This window comes from Candidatus Nitrosocosmicus sp. R, assembly GCF_054408505.1.
The window spans coordinates 257,724-273,924 of the sequence record NZ_CP167090.1 but is presented as its reverse complement, the minus strand read 5'-3'; the positions used below and the strand labels follow the sequence as shown (position 1 = coordinate 273,924).

Sequence of the window (16,201 nt, the reverse complement as noted above, 5' to 3'; positions counted from 1 at the left end):
TGAATGTGGCTCCATGCAATGGGGCCAGAAGCAGCGAATGCTTAAATTGATGGTGGAGGCGAAGTTATAGGGATATCCACAGCTATCCTTTACCAGGATTGAATATCTCATTCAAGCCAATTGATGAACCCCCTGGTTGTGGTCCACCACCAATTACATAGATCATGTTGTCAATCGCAACTGCAACCAAACCATGACGTGCCGTTGGCATACTCATCTCAGAGGTCCATGCATCAGATACCACATCAAACTTTTCATTATTGTTAAATGTGCCCGTTGGTTGTTCTCCTCCAAAGACATAGATTGACTCATTTGCGGCTATTGCAGCAGAAGATAAGCCACCTCTTTTTGAAGGCATTGGTTCCAGCGTAGTCCACTTATCAGTTACTGGATCATATACCTCATTAGCATCAACGTTGGAAGCCATTCCATTGGTTCTTCCACCCATAACGTATAGTCTATCATTAATGACTGCTGAGGTTAAGTGTTCTCTGGCCGTTGGCATAGGTGCTTTTTCCGTCCACTGATCTAGAGAAGGAGTGTATACTAAAGTACTCGTCAATGTGTTTTCATAATCCACACCTCCGGTCACATATAGCACCCCATTGATAAAATTGGCAGTTAATGCCCCACGGGGAGTTGGAAGACTTGCTCCTTCAGTCCAATTATTTGTACTCGAATCGTATATGTACAGTTTATCAGATAATATATCTCTGTTAAGATAGCCTCCTCCAACCACATAGAGTTTCCCATTAAAAGATGCTGCAGCGGCATGGTCTAGTGGTTGGGGCAATGGAGTCGATCGAGTCCAATTGCCAGTTACAGGGTCATACACCTCCACGATAGAAGTACTGCGGTCCTCGTTATCAAACCCACCAAGAATGTATATTTTATCATTTAATACAGCCCCAACAATTTCAGACCTTGCCGTTGGCATAGACGTCCCTGTAGTCCAATATGGTTCTGTAGGTACAGACAAAGAAAAGGCTAATTGGGAAATAGAAGAAGGTAAAATGTTTAAAGATACTAGTAATACAATTCCAGTTGAGATTAATTTCAAATTATATATAGACAATCAACAATCAAGCTATATTCCGGTCTTCTCCTAAAATACTTTATTGTATACAACTATTAGAAACAGAGTTGAAGATTCCAAATATAGATAATATAGCATGAAGATAATAATTGTTACTTGGAACTAGATATTAGCGAAATAATCAGAAAAAAGATAAGACCAGTGTTGGATGAATTGGAAAATAAACTAAGTTGATTTTGCAATAAAACAGAGTGTGGTCTAAAGTCTTATGAACGACTCAAAACTATATCCATTCAGACATTAAATGAATACATTCAGACATTGAAAATAATGGTCATGTTTCAGGCGGGGAGTGTTAGTTCCCTAACCATAAGATTCGAGTTTTGCAAATAATTGGCAATAAATAAATGGTAATTTTTACTTGATAATGAGTTATCGTGATAGAAGCATTAGTGCAATTAATTGCCACTTTTTATGTTCTCTAATTTAATGCAGTAGTTAAATTCAATAACGAAAGACTCGGATTTATTCCAATATTTCTTAAATAAAATCTCTTGGTATTATATGTGAGTATTGAGTCGTAAGAATCGATAACTACTGTGAAGAACTTATTCGCTTACTAGGTATTGGTATTTACGTTAGGATCAATAGTTCATATGTTACATTGTTTCATAACGGATCTGACAAATTATCATTTTAAATCGGTGTGGACAAAAAATGTATAGATGGTTTCGATCCGTTTATACTATATCCACTCTGTTACCTAGTTGTTGACCAAGGGCTAGACTTTATGGAAGTCAAGTTATTGCCTGTAACATTACTATTCAAGTTTAAATTATCATTGGTAACATATGTGTTGTTTGTTGGATTGCTGAGACTGCTTGTGTCTGAATTAGATAAACTTGAGGCTATTGTTGCAAGTCCTGCAGTGGCACATTCCTCATCGATTTTACCGCTTGGAGCTCCACTTACACCAAACCCGCCAACGAGTTCATTGCCTGCTTTAATGGGGAGGCCACCAGGTAGGACAGTGAACCCTTCAACCGCTATTATTCCAGGGCTAGAGCTCTTGGCTCGTTCCTCTAATGCGGATGTAGGTGACTGAAAGCCCAGAACATAGTAGAACATTTTAAGTTGTTCTAAAGGATATTGCGAAAATCGGTGCGGTCTAGGCAATTTTTTGACTTATATCGCTACATCAAGGATATTAATTATTAACTTTATATAATAAATTTATAATATATATAATTATATATTTATTAGAACATTAGAACATAAAATTGAAACACTATGTTGAAAACTTCTTTCTTCTCTTAAGGTTTTTTACAATTGTCTGTTCAGAAAAACAAAAGATATTTTATAGGGAATGTTCTAATGTTTTATGTCAATCAGGTTAACTTCTTGATATGTTTTCTTATCCTTGTCCAAGCTGCTATGCTTCTAAACTAAGTCTATATCTTCCTTCTGTAATTATATTGGGGACTTGTAAGGATATGGATAATAACGAAAGCATAGACATATAACAACTGAGACATGGATACACTAGCCGCTCAGGCTTACACCTTCGCTGATAGATTTGTTGCGTATTGGGGAGATGTATGCAGTATGATAGCCGAATAGCAGAAGGAACAGATAGAAGAATGGTTATTATCTCAGGTTGATGATGATGAGGTATATGCCAGACATAGAATATATCTATCCTGATGTTCACTGCCCCCGATGTAAGACAAAATATGGTATCACACTTAGTAACGGTATAGTAGGTTGCTCAATATGTGGGAATGAAGTCGCTAAGGCTAAGAAGCACGTAAGCGTAAAGATGAAAGAGAGTATAAAGATATCAGACAATGTTAATGTGAAAGTAACAAGGAATAACTAATCGCTAGCCCAAACAAATGAATAAACAGACTTAACTTTCAATTAATAGTTACCAATGAATTAGATAACTCAAGCGAGCCAAATGAAACGACAATAGTTGTTAAACCGGTTACCAAGTCCGAGAAGGAGAGCCTAGATCCATTAATTCGGCACATGAAATTAAGCGTATTCGGACAGATGATAATCGAGGTAACAGCATTGTAATGATCTCTAATACCCAGTATGGTGGATAGAAATTACTCCTAATTTACAATAATATACATGAGGTTCTTCAAATTTGAAATACACCGCTATATTAATAATCTAAAAGGATAAAATGATTAACATGAAATATCAACACACATTTAATAATGTTTCATCATTGCTTTTGGGATTTGTAATTGTATCTATTATCTTCATGGGTGCGCAATATGCCAAAGCACTAGATAGCAACAACGTCTCTAAAAATGTTAATTTGGGAAACCCATTTTTTGTTGAACATTATCAAACTGAGCTAGGGAAACTGAATATGACAAATAATAATGCTTCCGAAAGCTTTTCAGGTAAGGGAATAATTAACGGCACAGTAGATATAACTGCTGATGTGAACGTGACTGAAACCTTCAGAGATAATGACACATCTTATTTGCAAGGAAACACGAAGTATATTACTAATAACAAAGATATAGCAACTTATACCTTTTATGCAATTGCCAACTATCATGTGGGTGGTGGTTATGATAGTAACGGAATTGCTATTTTTGATGATGTTGCTACGGGTAATCTCTCCTCTTTGAGTAATTCAGTAGGAGTCTATAAGGACCATGTCGACAAAAATGGAACCGGCACATTTCTTATGTGGCATTGGAGATAAAGAAATTAAAATAGACTGGAGATATACCCTTTATTGTCTCCTAAAGATATCAGACAATTATATTATTTAGAAAAGATCATGATTTGGATTTTGGAGATATATGTTAATATCCTTAATTAGGTTCATTCTTGATGTGTTTTCTAATTCTAGTCCAGGCTTGCTTAGTTTTATAATCCATGGGCCGTATATCTGATTCCCTAAGTTTACCATATCGGTTAAATTCTCTTGCAAATGTTGTTTGCAACCTGTTTAGAACTTCGTTCTTATCCGTCCCCACAATTACGGACTCAGTTGTATTTATCCCAAAATCATCAAGAATTTCTTCAGTGGGGATTTTGATTATCCCTAAATGGATGTCTATTGGAATTGGATTAAAATCGTAACCGTCGATTGGGTCAGGTTGGAATAAGAATCTGGACATGGTTGTATAACATTTATCGTGTTGAATTAAAACATTTAGTAACTAGCTTTTGAAATCAATTGGAAAATGGACAAGAAGGAAAGGTTCGTATAATTAAATTTTGAAAGAAAAATAGAGAGGCTATAACACCGAGGGGATAAAAAGAAGTGCTGCAGCTATAAAAACCAGTGCGATTGGCGTTCCTATTGGTACTTGTATGGGATTGTCACCTAAAAATGACTCCAACACATCAGAAACTCCAGCACCTTGAGGTACTTTACTAAAACCACATTGCTCTCTAATCTGATCTATAATTTCATCTTCAGAAGCAAAAGCATTATTTTGTGAGAACGATTTTAACACATCAGATACATCAGTACTCTCAGGCACCTTGCTTAAACCACATTGTTCCCTAATCTTGTTAATGCTATCCACATCTGGAGTGAATGCATTACTTTGTGAGAATGCGCTTGAACTTAATGATGATATTCCAATTGTTAGAGTTAATGCCATGCAAAAGAGTGTCAAACCAGACCTAGTATTTAATATCATATAATTTATCACTAAATTTTGATTTATTAGAGCTACTATCGATCATGACAATATAAAATTTCAGGTTAATTTTACTGCTACACTGTAATACGGTTAGTCTGGGTAATTAAATTCTAGATGAGCCTATTATTAAGCTGATGACCAAATTGAAATCATAAATCAAGATGACTGCCATTAGTGGTCGAAATATCTTTTTGTCTTATTATGTTCTTTATATCACTTCTCTCAAAATCATAGTTTTGATATCATCAAATACAATCAACAGTACAGGATAGTCAATTAGTGTCTCGATTATAATTGCATTTGAGGGAACGTTGGTTCTCTCCTGTATTTCGGGATTTGAACTTAACAAGAAAGCGAAGGGAATCGCGGATTCAAATCCCGCACCTCGCACTTCTTTTGAGACTGATTTGAACCCGCTTGGCTATGTTGTACTAGGATAAAATAATTAGATAACCAAATGCTTCTTTCCTGCTTGGTCACCTATTGTTTTATAGTAGATAGGAATGTTTGTAATATCTTACCGACTTCATCTGGATATTGAATCATTATAGCATGACCAGCGTCTTTTATCTGTACAAGCCATGCTCCTGGAACTTTACTTGCAATGACTAAAGAATTTTCATGAGGCACTAATTCATTATCGTCTGTACCTGCTATGACCAACATGGGTTTGTCTATCTTTGCAAGGTCGTCACAAGCACCATTCCAGTCGGAAGCCACCCAAGCCTTTGCACCTTTATATTGATTGTTCATTGTTTCAGATGAAAGACCAGGTTTCATTTGTTGGAATGTCATGTTTTTTGGAACATCAAGAGATTCAGGATGCAGTTTTATCCATCCTGATCCTTCTGAGGCATTTACAAGAGATTTCATTTCATCCTGAGAAAGAGGTATATTATTTAGAGATTTATTCATAATACCCTCTTGTAATTGGATAAACTCCTCTGATGGAGGTACATGATCTTTTCCACCACAAGTTCCAGCAATTAGCGTAATACTGCTAACCTTATCAGGATGTGTGATTGCAAATTGTTGAGTTATGTATGAACCCATAGAATATCCAAGAACATTTGCTTCCTGTATTTTCAAAGCATCCATTAAACCCGCAGTATCATTACCAAGTAACTTTATAGAATATGGTTCGCTACCAGCAGTTGTATTTCCTATTCCACGACTATCAAATATAATTACTGTGTGATTTGATGAAAGACCTTTTAGAAAAGAAGGGTCCCATGCATTCATGCCATCATTAATACCATTATGAAGTATAATGGGGTCACCTTTACCAAACATCTTGTATGCCATTTCAATATCTCCAACACGGACTTTTTGTAATGGGATATCCTGTAGGTTTACCAGGTTTATAGTAACATTGCTTGTTGGAATGGGATGAGTAGTATTTGTTTGACCATATGTAACATTAGTAAAGCCATTGACCATAGTCATACTTGAGAAAATTATGGTAGAAATGAATACTACAATGAAAAGATAGCCTTTTCTTACCTGTCTACTATTATTCATAACCAATTTCACTCGACGGAGTATATAAAGAGGGTGAAGTCTTGTGTGAACACTATCGATCAAATTATCTATCTCTATGACCAATAACTAAAGATAGAGGGATCGCGGGTTCTCGTCTATTATTTTTAGGGATTTGAACTTGACGTTAGGGCAGAGAGCGGGTCCCCATTGCATTTTCGGTCCTGTGATAAACTCTGGCCAGGAATAGCCATTTCCAATTTTACCCATAAATGACTAATTGTGTGGGTAGAAAAAAGCTTTATACTTTTCTGATAATATATGCATTTGATATGTCCCTTCTATCCAAATCCGAAATTCAATTTCTTCAAGGTCAAAAGCAAGTTTCAAAGTCATACGAGTATAAATTGAGATCAATTTTGAACAAAAAGATTGTCACATTATTGAATAAAGAATCGCCATTGCTGAACTCTCTTTTTCCCCATTTACTAGATCTTACTAAAATCAGTAAGAATCAGCTCATTGGACAAAAAGCAGGTCATCTTACCAAATTCAGTAAGAATAATTCAAATGAGGCATAGATCTTGCCAGAAACAGTAAGATGACAGATAACAATAATATTGTAAATCTCCCAACATTTCCTCACATTCATGAAAATTCTACAAGATTAAATCACAATAAATTATATAACTGCCATGGGAATACATATCAAAAGAAAAGAAGGAGGGTCCGTAGCGTAGTCAGGATATCGCGGCGGTCTTCGGAACCGCAGGTCATGGGATCGAAGCCCACCGGGCCCGTTTGATATCTCTTACTTTTTTAAGACCCAGGTTACTAATACATATGTAACAAGAATGAGCCTATCTTTTGCTTCTTCCGATAATTTAGGAAATCAGAAAAGTCCGCTTAGTTTAACTCCATATCAAAAATTCATGTATGCTCTGAACTCCAAAGAATCAAAACGTCAATATCCTAAGAGGTTACAGAGGTTTCTTGATTTCATAGATATCAGAGCGAGTTCTATCGAAGAGAATTGTAATGTGTTTTATGAGAAATTAGAAGCAAAAGAAGACGGTATACCATGGATTGAAAACGAATTATTCAAATTTTTCTCATTACAGAATCAGAGGGTTGAAAGTGGAGAAATATCCACGGAAACAATTAAGAACTATCTCAAACCAATTAAAAGATTCTGTGAAATGAATAGGATTAGCGTTAACTGGAAGATAATATCAAAAGGGATAAAGAAAGGAATTAGATATTCCAACGATCGACCACCGAGTATAGAAGAAATCAGAAAGTTGATTCAATACCCTGATCGTAGAGTGAAACCAATCGTTTTGGTAATGAAATCATCGGGAATAAGAGTTAGTTCATGGAGTTACCTAATTTGGGGTGACTTTACCCCAGTATATAAGGACGAAAAACTAATAGCTGCTAAGTTAAAAGTTTTTAATACTAAAACAAAGAATTATTATTATTCATATGTTACCCCAGAGGCATACGAATCTGTAAAAGAATGGATGGCTTTTAGAGAATCTTTTGGTGAAAGAATCGGTCCGAATTCTTGTATTATTCGTAACCTTTGGCAAATTAAAAGTCAAAGATATGGTAACTATCTTGGTCTTGCAAAGCATCCCAAAAAATTAAGTGCCACAGGAATTAGAGTATTAATCAATGATGCTTGGAAGATACAAGGTTTAAGAGAGAAACGAACGCCTAAAGACGGAGAATTTAATTTCAGAAAATACGATTTTAAAAGTGTACATGGGTTCCGGAAGTTTTTTGAAACAGAGTGTCAGAAAGTAATGAGAGAACTCATTGTTTCAATGTTAATGTCGCATGATACCGGTATAGTTCAACATTATCTGAGACCAAAGGAAGAGGATGTTCTGTCAGAATATCAAAAGGCAATACCCCTTTTAACTGTAAACCAAGATGAAAATTCCTTGGATGAAAAAGTCAAAGAATTAGAAGAACAAAATAAAACAAGTATCTATATTATAAAAGGTAAAATGGAGGAAAAAGATGAAAAAGTCAAAGAATTAGAAGCAAAATATCAAACTATGAACGGTATTTTACAAAATTTGCTTAAATCTATTTCTTCTGTAGATGAATCGGGTAAACAAACTATAGCAAAGCAATTGATCGAGGAAGGTATATTCAACTAGCACCTTATTTTGCCTGGGTCAGTTAAATCATATTTACCTTAAAATACAAATTTAATAGTCGAATCTATCTAATATAGGATCTTTTATAGTGATAACTAGTTCCCAATCTCTATAAAATTAATTTTCAAGCTCGTGTTATAATATCAATGGAAGGTATGAGTAAGATCCAATTATTAAACAAAACCAGTGGCTTCTAATTCATGCAGTATATGCAAATAGTATTAAAAAAATTTTTAGAAGTCATAGTGAATACTCGTTTCAAAAGGAAAGTCCAATACCATGTTAACTACTATATGGTTTATCCATTTAGTAAAATCAGCAATACTTGAATTTGCAATCTAGGCTATCTTTTCAATTTTGTGTACACTCCAAGTAGCTCTTCTTCTCCAGTTATTGTTGATCGAAGCGAGATGGATTTTGATCTTGTTCTGTTTTGCAATGTCTTTTACGGGTGGCGGGATTTTACTAGTATTAGTAACGAGCCAGTATTCTGAGGACATCCCCTTTTTTTTATTGTTCTCAATAATTTTGATCTTTTCGATAAGTTGATCAAGATCAGAGTCCGTCAATTCTTGATCATAAACCCTGAATTTGCATTCGCAGTATAAATTCCTTATTTCCCTTGACCCTAATTCTGCATACACATCGATATCACTGACAAAAAGATCTAGTTTGTGTCGCGGTATTACTCTATTGTATCCCATTTCTCTAAGATAATCTGCCACAGAGTCTTCCAAATTTCTAACCGAAATTGTAATCTCAGGATGATATTTAACATCAGATTTCTTTGCTATTTGTTGAAAGGCAAAAATAATATTTAGATCATTTTTAACGCGATCTATTTTGGTGAAGCTTGATGGGTAGTTGAATTTAAGACTATATTTTATTGACAGACATTCACTAAAATCAATTGATTTTTTATCGTTTTGACGGTTGAAATCATTATTTACAAATTGATAATTTTTGTTTTGCGACCCTTCATCAATTTTTGCTCCGCATTTGTTACAGAAGGAGGCATTAGGCAAATTTTTTGAGTTACCACAATTTTTGCAAGATGGGACAAAGTTATTTCCGCATTTATCGCAAAAACGTGATCCCGCCTTATTCTTTCTTGAACAATTCTGACAAATTAAATCTTGGGATGACGGTCTAAATGGAATCTCATCGTGAAAATAATTATCCTTAGATGAGCCAACCACAGAACAACAATAGAAACTTCCCTATAAAAAAATTTGTAGTAAAAAGTTAAGATAGAAGAATCGAAGCTATCTCGGTAAATATTATAATTAATAAGAAGAATATTTTTGTGAATTTTATATCTAAGTTATCAATTTATATTAAAAGTCATAAAGGTATATAATTTCGGTTCACTGAAGAAATTGGAAAAAAGAAACCATTCATATCAAACCGTCCCAGATGCGGTTTGATTAATACATTTGAAAACAAATATTGCTCAAAATGTAGCTATCCTTTAAAACCGGAAGCATTAGATGAAATTAAGGAAGAAGAAATCAAGGAAATAACAAAGCTAGAAGCTAAATACAATGAGATGGATCCCATTTATTAAAATTTTCCCCATAAATGAATTAAATATCCTTCAATCTTCCTCACGTATTATTCACTGATAATCAAACTCATTTTTTAAACAATTCACTCGTTTTGTATAAATGTAGTGGGTCAGAAGTCAGATCATATATTTGTTCATAAACAGAATTTAATAATCTGTTGCTATTCTCTGATATATCCATATTTGGGTACATTTTTCTCAATATTAATATTATAAATATTTGGTAGTTTGTAAACGTCTTTATCTTTGTATAAAACAAAACAGGTATCATTATCGTTTAACCCTAAAAACATGAACAATTTACACTTTCTAGAATAAACCAGACCTATTTTATCACATCTAATAGCGCCTAAAGATGGAAACAGATCAAGCTTTATAGCGGTAGCTGAACGATAAAGCAAATTCTTGAATATATCAACGGTATCCATCATAAAGATAAGATCGGCATCTATTAAACTATATTCTAAGAATGTTTTTGGTTTATTTACCTTTTTAGTATATCTAGTTTTTTTATTGTTACTATATCCTGCCTTTTCATACCCCTGATAATTTGAGGTCTCATTACTAGTATGCAAATAAGATGGTCTTGAATTATTGAAAGTTGTAATCCTTTATCATAATCTTCTCTTTTAGCACTATTGGAAAGAACATTAAATGCATCTACAATTTTCATATATTTATTGTGAGATTGTTTTGAGTTAGAATGTTTATCCGGATGGTATAATTTTGTTAGATTTCTGAAAGCATTTTTAATTTCGGCACTAGATGCACCATAGCCAATTCCTAGTATTTTATAATAGTCATCATCATTGATCAATAAATAACAAATCCTAAATTTCTATTATACTATATATACGGCTCTGTTAACTTAAAGAAAATCTTATAGCTAAATATGTCCTATCTCTTTTTGTTATGAGTATTAAAAGAAAGAGAACACCTTCAAAGTACATTGGCTATGGATTGTACTTATACTTTCTAGGTTTATCTTATAGGAACACATCCAAAGCACTAGCTCAATTTGTCAAGATAGTTATGTTGCAATCTGGAAAGGGATTCAAAAATATAAACCCAAGAAAATTGCTAGAAATAGGAAAAGAATATCTGGGTTTATAATCGATGAAACCTTTGTTAAAATTGGTTCGGTCTACATGTGGATTTGTGTATCTATCGAACTTAAAAGTAGAAAGATACTCTCACTTTTTTAGCTAATAAATCAAAAGAAAGAAATATGCTCATTGCTGAGCGATCTATTTCAAGTTTGGTCCAGATTCATAGAAAGCATCCAGTATCAACAGATGGTGGAACGTATTTTCCAGAACTCTGCAGATTCTTAAATGTCGATCACCATATCCACTCCTCTCTGGCGAAAAGTCTGATAGAGAGAACGATGTAATACATTAAGGACAGAACAGAAAGTTTTGACGATTATTTCACTTGTAAGTTAAAGAATTGTAAACTAAAACAGGTACAAAATCCACTGGGTCCCGAGGGACCTCAATCGTTGTTCCATAAAATATATCAAAGGACCGGACCTCAAAATGAAGTAGCAAATCCACAATATGCTTCGAGCACTGCAAAATGTGATCCCTGTGACACAATGGTTTCAGGCGGGGGTCAATACGAAATTCTTTCTAACCTTGGAGCCTTCGTTTATCTTACAAGTTTGAGCAATAAGGGCGATACCGAAGAAAATAGTTGGACAATCCAGGCGCGAAGTACGACTGGTATTGTGACGTCCGTGCAAGCGATCGTATACTGTTTCGACAACCCCTAACTCCTTTTTGTTTATTTTACCAAATCATTTCTAAAAGTGGTTACTAAATATCTTAATATGCATTAGATTAGAAGTTTTACAACTATGCCTAGACTGTTACTTCTGTTAGGATGGAATTTCAGATCCGATTTTGTAAAATGATATAGCCTATTCCCATTATTAGGCGTAGTACTACTGGTATAACAATAAAGTAGCCAATGATCTGTTAAATATATTACAGAAGTATAGGTTTTGAATTTTTTGATAACATCGATAATACAGATTATAAAATGGTTATATAGAAGCCACCATATTGATTCCAATATACATTATGATAATGTGTCTTTACAGCAGAAATGTATACAAGTCATTCCCAATTATGGAAAGGGGTGTGGATCTTAGAAAAACAAGAGAAAATAGAAAGGTGAGTAAAAAAGCACTTATCGCATACACTTATGTGAAATTAGCATGTGACTGCAACAGTGAGGAGTAATAGGGATGAATCCAAAAGTTGCGGCTAGGTTAACTATAGTTTTGACATTAGCCATAATGCTATCTGCAAACCCAGTCATGGTAATGTCATCTAATATCTTTGCTAGTTCAGATGGAGGTAGTTCAGATGGGAATGATAGCTCATCAGAAAATGAACAACCAGAAGTAGAGTCAGAATCTGGAGTATCAGAACAAGAAACTGAGCCAGAAACTGAACCCGAACTTGTAAATTGTCCCAACGGTAGTCAGGCAGCTACAACGGAAGAATGTGGTACAGGGACAGGTACAAGTATAACACCATCACCAGGACCAGGACCATCAGCAGAATTACCAAATGTTCTGTGGGGAGATTATTTCTATACTAATCCTTGCCAATCTAATCCCACTGATCCCGCTTGTAAAGAATCAACAACACCTGGTACAACTACAACACCTGGTACAACAACAGGATCACCATCTGGTTCCATTCCTGGTGATTCAGGATCTGTCAAGAATGATATTTGTACGAAATCTCCTGAAACTCCATTTTGTAAATCACAAACAACGACAAGCTCAACTACATTTGAGGAAACTCAAAAGGAAGCTGATTCGCGTTTCAGTGTTGGTTTTGATGCTATTTGCCTCCAATCTAATGATCCCACTGATCCCGATTGCAAATCCACGACAACACCAGCTACAACTACAACACCAGCTACAACTACAACACCAGCTACAACTACAACACCAGCTACAACTACAACACCAGCTACAGGTACAACTGCACCTTCAACAACAGAACTTGTAAATTGTCCAGATGGCCGCCAAGCAGCTACTTTAGCTGAATGTCCTGCAGTGCCAGCTGTACCAACATTAGCACCCTATACAACGCCTTTTTGTAGACAAGATCCAACGAGTCCCGAATGCGATAAAACACTAACAACATCTACAACAACAGAGTCAGAAGTACCCATGAATCCAGATGGAACTTGTCCAGCACGATCTCATATGGTAGGGTTTGGTGGAAAGACAGGGTCGAATGCTCCTAGTGGTCCAAAGTGCATTTCTGATGACCCATCAACTACCACAGCTGACTCACCATTTATTTATCCATACTCTTGCATAGCCGAGCAGATATCTTCCGAATGGCCTACATGCGGAACTAATGTGGAAAATGATCCGAATTATTATTGTCATAAGGCTGATAATGGACATACTAAGGGGCAAACGATATGCACCCGTGCTAGTGAATGGATTACCGATCCATGTACGGATGACCCTAAATCTTTTGCCTGTGCTAACAAAATAGAATGGTGTAATGGTCATCCAACTGACCGCTACAGTTGTTCGGTACAAAAACCAATACCCCCAGTGACTCGTCAATACAATTGCATAGCCGAGCAAGCATCTTCCAAATATCCTACGTGCCCAGGCGGTGTGGAAAACGATCCGTCATATGTTTGCTTTGAGCAAGTTGGTCAAACGATATGTTCCCGTGGCGCATACGATCCTTGTGTGGAAAGCCTGGTGTCTCCTGCCTGCAAACTTGAAAGAGACTTCTGTAATTCAAATCCTACAGACCCTCGTAAACTATGTAACCTATCTTATGAGATGAGATCTGCATTAAACGGCTACTAGTTTATAACCCTCTTGATGAAATAAAAAATCCTTCATGTATTGATTATGATATACGTTCAGTTATATCAGATCTTTTACCTCGCATGGCCGTTAATGAACTACTTGGTAAGCCTAATGAGATATACGAAGAACTTGGAATAAAATCGTTTCTCACTTGAGTTCCTATCAAATGGGAATCAACTTCCTATCGCAATTAGGAATGGACTTGGATTTTGAATCACGAGTACCTCGTATTGAAACTCCAAATCTCTCCATAAAAAATGTTACAATAAATTTTCCCTTCCTTACTAACATGCCTAAAACATTAAGAAAAACTCGTCGAAATTCTCTCGATCAATTGGACTTTTCAATAATAAACTACATGATAAAATTGCCAAGAGACCAGATTGAATATATATATAAAATAGTATCAAATACTAAAAATATTTTTGAAGAGAGTGCTTTTTGTGCAGCCGCAACTTCATACACCTTGGGAGAATTCCATAAAACTCTAATATCGGTTCAATATTGTCTGCAGTTTGACAATAATGTAGAAGAATACTGGCATTTATTGGCATATGCACTGCGTCACATGGGAAAAACAGACTCTTTTAATAAAATAATTTTTGGCAATGCTCGCAATATCGCAACTATTAATATTTCTTAAGTTACTCTGATATAGGTATAGCATTTGAAGACATCACGGGCTTGGAAGGGTTTATTGCATGATCTTGTGACGATCCGGAGAAGCGAGCTGCAGATCCCACATTATATCTCGGTTATTACGGGACTTCGTCGTTCTCTGGATGATTGGATTCCTGTCGATCAAATTTCACACTTTCAAAATTTAATGGAGAAAATTGGTCTAGTAGTACAAATAGATTGCATTTTTAAGCCTATTAGAGAATTACAAAAAATATTAGGGGTAGAAATTGTTCCAACAACTCAAGCCATCGGCTTGCCTTTTTCAAAATCTATAAAATATGAATTGAATTGTTCCGCACATGTAATTTTCCCTATATTTGGAAGGAATATATAAAATTTAGAATGGTTCTTTACAGGTATTTGACCTGTAGATTACCATCAAAATGACCTTAATCCGACCCGGCGCATATCAATAACCCTCAAATATAGAATTACTAATTTGGAGTTTCAGACTCGTAATATATCTATTACTAAACCCACCGGAGTCGTTGTAATTTTTCCAACTAGAGATAAAATGGATATCATCGTATTCTTAAGCATCTGATCAAAGAAAATAATTGGATCACGGTCATCAAGGCGAAAGTACAGATCGAGATAGGTTATATTCTTCATTATTTAATAGTTCTGTATGACAATGGGTTGTGGAACCAAGATTGATGTGATTTCCAAGAGCTTCGCTACTCCAAACTGGAACAATTCCATCATTGGGTATATGACCATTCCTGGCCAAATAATCATAACCATCACCCTCTGAACCCATTTCTCTACATGGTAGACCCGGTTGCCAATTCCCATAAATGGTGTAGTAGTCAGTATAAGGGTTTTGTGCTACATCCAACACATCAGCACTTGTTTCCAAGTCAAGCAGCGCAGGAGTGCATAAGATCTGGGAGGGATAATAGAGGGCGGGGTTGAATATGTTAATTGATATGACAAAGTCAGCTAAAGGTCCTCCACCGTTTGGTGTGCCAATCATTATAAGGTTTGCGACATCCGATGAATCAGTAGAACTAAGATAATCTCTTGCATCTAAGCCTCCTTTGCTATGAGCAACTATGTTTACTTGATCAGAACTTGTTGCTCTTTTAACTTCCACAATTATGGCACCCAATTCTGTAGCATGGGCCATAGCAGAACCGCATTTATCATCAGAAAAATCAAAAGTTACAGTACAAAAAGGTATGTTGTCCTCTGCAAGCCTATGCTCCCATAGCGCCCATACACCGGCTGGTTCTTTATATCCATGAATAAGAATTACAGGAAGGGCATTTCCTGCAGATTGCATTATTTGATTATCACATACACGTTGCGCATTTACGGACTGTAACGAAAATGTATTAAACATAATGGTTGATGAGATTATGAGCGAAACAACGAATACACTCATCGTTATTTTGGTTGTCATCAAATATCATACAATATTCTGCAATATATACTATTTGAAATAGATGATTAATAATTAGATAAAGCAACAAATACTAATGATAATAAATTCCTACGATATTTCAAAATAAATTTAATACTTTGTCAGGATATATTTCAATCACCTAAGCTCTAAAATTTCGAAACCTTTTTCAATTTAACAAGATGTAATACTAATGATAATAGGTCCAGATTATGCTAACAACCTAAACCTAATTATTTATTAAATTAACAGTTCCCATATACATCATCGATTCGAAGCCCACCGGAGTTGTTGTAATTTTGTTATTTAGAAAT

General features: G+C 35.3%; 18 protein-coding genes, 1 tRNA gene and 1 pseudogene. 11 read left to right on the top strand and 9 right to left on the bottom strand.

Features of this window, described 5'->3' with window-relative positions; genetic code table 11:
- Positions 1–82: 82 nt before the first annotated feature.
- Complete coding sequence (locus AAGU22_RS01420; RefSeq protein WP_458720470.1) at positions 83–1,060, bottom strand: Kelch repeat-containing protein; 978 nt, start codon at positions 1,058–1,060, stop codon at positions 83–85.
- Positions 1,061–1,795: 735 nt separating this feature from the next.
- On the bottom strand, positions 1,796–2,212 hold the full coding sequence (locus AAGU22_RS01415; protein ID WP_458720469.1) for a GlcG/HbpS family heme-binding protein: 417 nt from the start codon (positions 2,210–2,212) through the stop codon (positions 1,796–1,798).
- A gap of 499 nt (positions 2,213–2,711) precedes the next feature.
- On the opposite strand from AAGU22_RS01415, the gene AAGU22_RS01410 reads away from it, so the two are divergent.
- Positions 2,712–2,915, top strand: coding sequence for a hypothetical protein (locus AAGU22_RS01410; RefSeq protein WP_458720468.1), 204 nt, complete (start codon positions 2,712–2,714; stop codon positions 2,913–2,915).
- Between the two features lie 324 nt (positions 2,916–3,239).
- Entirely contained in the window at positions 3,240–3,767 is a 528-nt protein-coding gene (locus AAGU22_RS01405; RefSeq protein ID WP_458720467.1) for a hypothetical protein, read from the top strand.
- 112 nt (positions 3,768–3,879) lie between these two features.
- On the opposite strand, the gene AAGU22_RS01400 is transcribed toward AAGU22_RS01405, so the two are convergent.
- The 3 genes and pseudogenes from AAGU22_RS01400 to AAGU22_RS01390 form a co-directional block, all read right to left on the bottom strand.
- Positions 3,880–4,188, bottom strand: a complete 309-nt coding sequence (locus AAGU22_RS01400) for a hypothetical protein (protein WP_458720466.1) — start codon at positions 4,186–4,188, stop codon at positions 3,880–3,882.
- Positions 4,189–4,311: 123 nt separating this feature from the next.
- A pseudogene (locus AAGU22_RS01395) lies at positions 4,312–4,680 on the bottom strand (hypothetical protein); the annotation flags it as partial.
- Positions 4,681–5,202: 522 nt separating this feature from the next.
- Complete coding sequence (locus AAGU22_RS01390; RefSeq protein ID WP_458720465.1) at positions 5,203–6,243, bottom strand: alpha/beta fold hydrolase; 1,041 nt, start codon at positions 6,241–6,243, stop codon at positions 5,203–5,205.
- Between the two features lie 242 nt (positions 6,244–6,485).
- Here AAGU22_RS01390 and AAGU22_RS01385 point away from each other — a divergent pair, with 242 nt between their 5' ends.
- From AAGU22_RS01385 to AAGU22_RS01375, 3 genes are all read left to right on the top strand, one after another.
- Entirely contained in the window at positions 6,486–6,782 is a 297-nt protein-coding gene (locus tag AAGU22_RS01385; RefSeq protein ID WP_458720464.1) for a hypothetical protein, read from the top strand.
- Between the two features lie 144 nt (positions 6,783–6,926).
- Positions 6,927–7,001 (top strand) — tRNA-Arg (locus tag AAGU22_RS01380).
- Positions 7,002–7,055: 54 nt separating this feature from the next.
- The gene (locus AAGU22_RS01375) at positions 7,056–8,372 is read left to right on the top strand and encodes a hypothetical protein (RefSeq protein ID WP_458720463.1); all 1,317 of its coding nucleotides are present in this window, start codon (positions 7,056–7,058) and stop codon (positions 8,370–8,372) included.
- Between the two features lie 338 nt (positions 8,373–8,710).
- Here AAGU22_RS01375 and AAGU22_RS01370 read toward each other — a convergent pair whose 3' ends face one another.
- Positions 8,711–9,571 carry a zinc ribbon domain-containing protein gene (locus AAGU22_RS01370; RefSeq protein WP_458720462.1) on the bottom strand — a complete coding sequence of 287 codons (861 nt, stop codon included), beginning with the start codon at positions 9,569–9,571 and terminating at the stop codon, positions 8,711–8,713.
- 224 nt (positions 9,572–9,795) lie between these two features.
- Here AAGU22_RS01370 and AAGU22_RS01365 point away from each other — a divergent pair, with 224 nt between their 5' ends.
- The gene (locus AAGU22_RS01365) at positions 9,796–9,939 is read left to right on the top strand and encodes a hypothetical protein (RefSeq protein WP_458720461.1); all 144 of its coding nucleotides are present in this window, start codon (positions 9,796–9,798) and stop codon (positions 9,937–9,939) included.
- Positions 9,940–10,100: 161 nt separating this feature from the next.
- Here AAGU22_RS01365 and AAGU22_RS01360 read toward each other — a convergent pair whose 3' ends face one another.
- Together AAGU22_RS01360 and AAGU22_RS01355 are read right to left on the bottom strand one after the other, a co-directional pair.
- A complete protein-coding gene (locus AAGU22_RS01360; RefSeq protein ID WP_458720460.1) occupies positions 10,101–10,367 on the bottom strand; it encodes a hypothetical protein in 267 nt (88 codons plus the stop codon).
- 56 nt (positions 10,368–10,423) lie between these two features.
- Entirely contained in the window at positions 10,424–10,756 is a 333-nt protein-coding gene (locus AAGU22_RS01355; protein ID WP_458720459.1) for a J domain-containing protein, read from the bottom strand.
- Between the two features lie 95 nt (positions 10,757–10,851).
- On the opposite strand from AAGU22_RS01355, the gene AAGU22_RS01350 reads away from it, so the two are divergent.
- The 5 genes from AAGU22_RS01350 to AAGU22_RS01330 all read left to right on the top strand — a co-directional run bounded on the left by AAGU22_RS01350 (position 10,852) and on the right by AAGU22_RS01330 (position 14,816).
- A complete protein-coding gene (locus AAGU22_RS01350; protein WP_458720458.1) occupies positions 10,852–11,052 on the top strand; it encodes a hypothetical protein in 201 nt (66 codons plus the stop codon).
- 388 nt (positions 11,053–11,440) lie between these two features.
- Positions 11,441–11,713 carry a hypothetical protein gene (locus tag AAGU22_RS01345; RefSeq protein WP_458720457.1) on the top strand — a complete coding sequence of 91 codons (273 nt, stop codon included), beginning with the start codon at positions 11,441–11,443 and terminating at the stop codon, positions 11,711–11,713.
- 477 nt (positions 11,714–12,190) lie between these two features.
- Entirely contained in the window at positions 12,191–13,798 is a 1,608-nt protein-coding gene (locus AAGU22_RS01340; RefSeq protein ID WP_458720456.1) for a hypothetical protein, read from the top strand.
- Between the two features lie 169 nt (positions 13,799–13,967).
- A complete protein-coding gene (locus AAGU22_RS01335) occupies positions 13,968–14,444 on the top strand; it encodes a hypothetical protein (protein WP_458720455.1) in 477 nt (158 codons plus the stop codon).
- A gap of 24 nt (positions 14,445–14,468) precedes the next feature.
- Positions 14,469–14,816 carry a hypothetical protein gene (locus AAGU22_RS01330; RefSeq protein WP_458720454.1) on the top strand — a complete coding sequence of 116 codons (348 nt, stop codon included), beginning with the start codon at positions 14,469–14,471 and terminating at the stop codon, positions 14,814–14,816.
- Between the two features lie 237 nt (positions 14,817–15,053).
- Here AAGU22_RS01330 and AAGU22_RS01325 read toward each other — a convergent pair whose 3' ends face one another.
- Entirely contained in the window at positions 15,054–15,887 is an 834-nt protein-coding gene (locus tag AAGU22_RS01325; RefSeq protein WP_458720453.1) for a hypothetical protein, read from the bottom strand.
- Positions 15,888–16,201 lie beyond the last annotated feature (314 nt).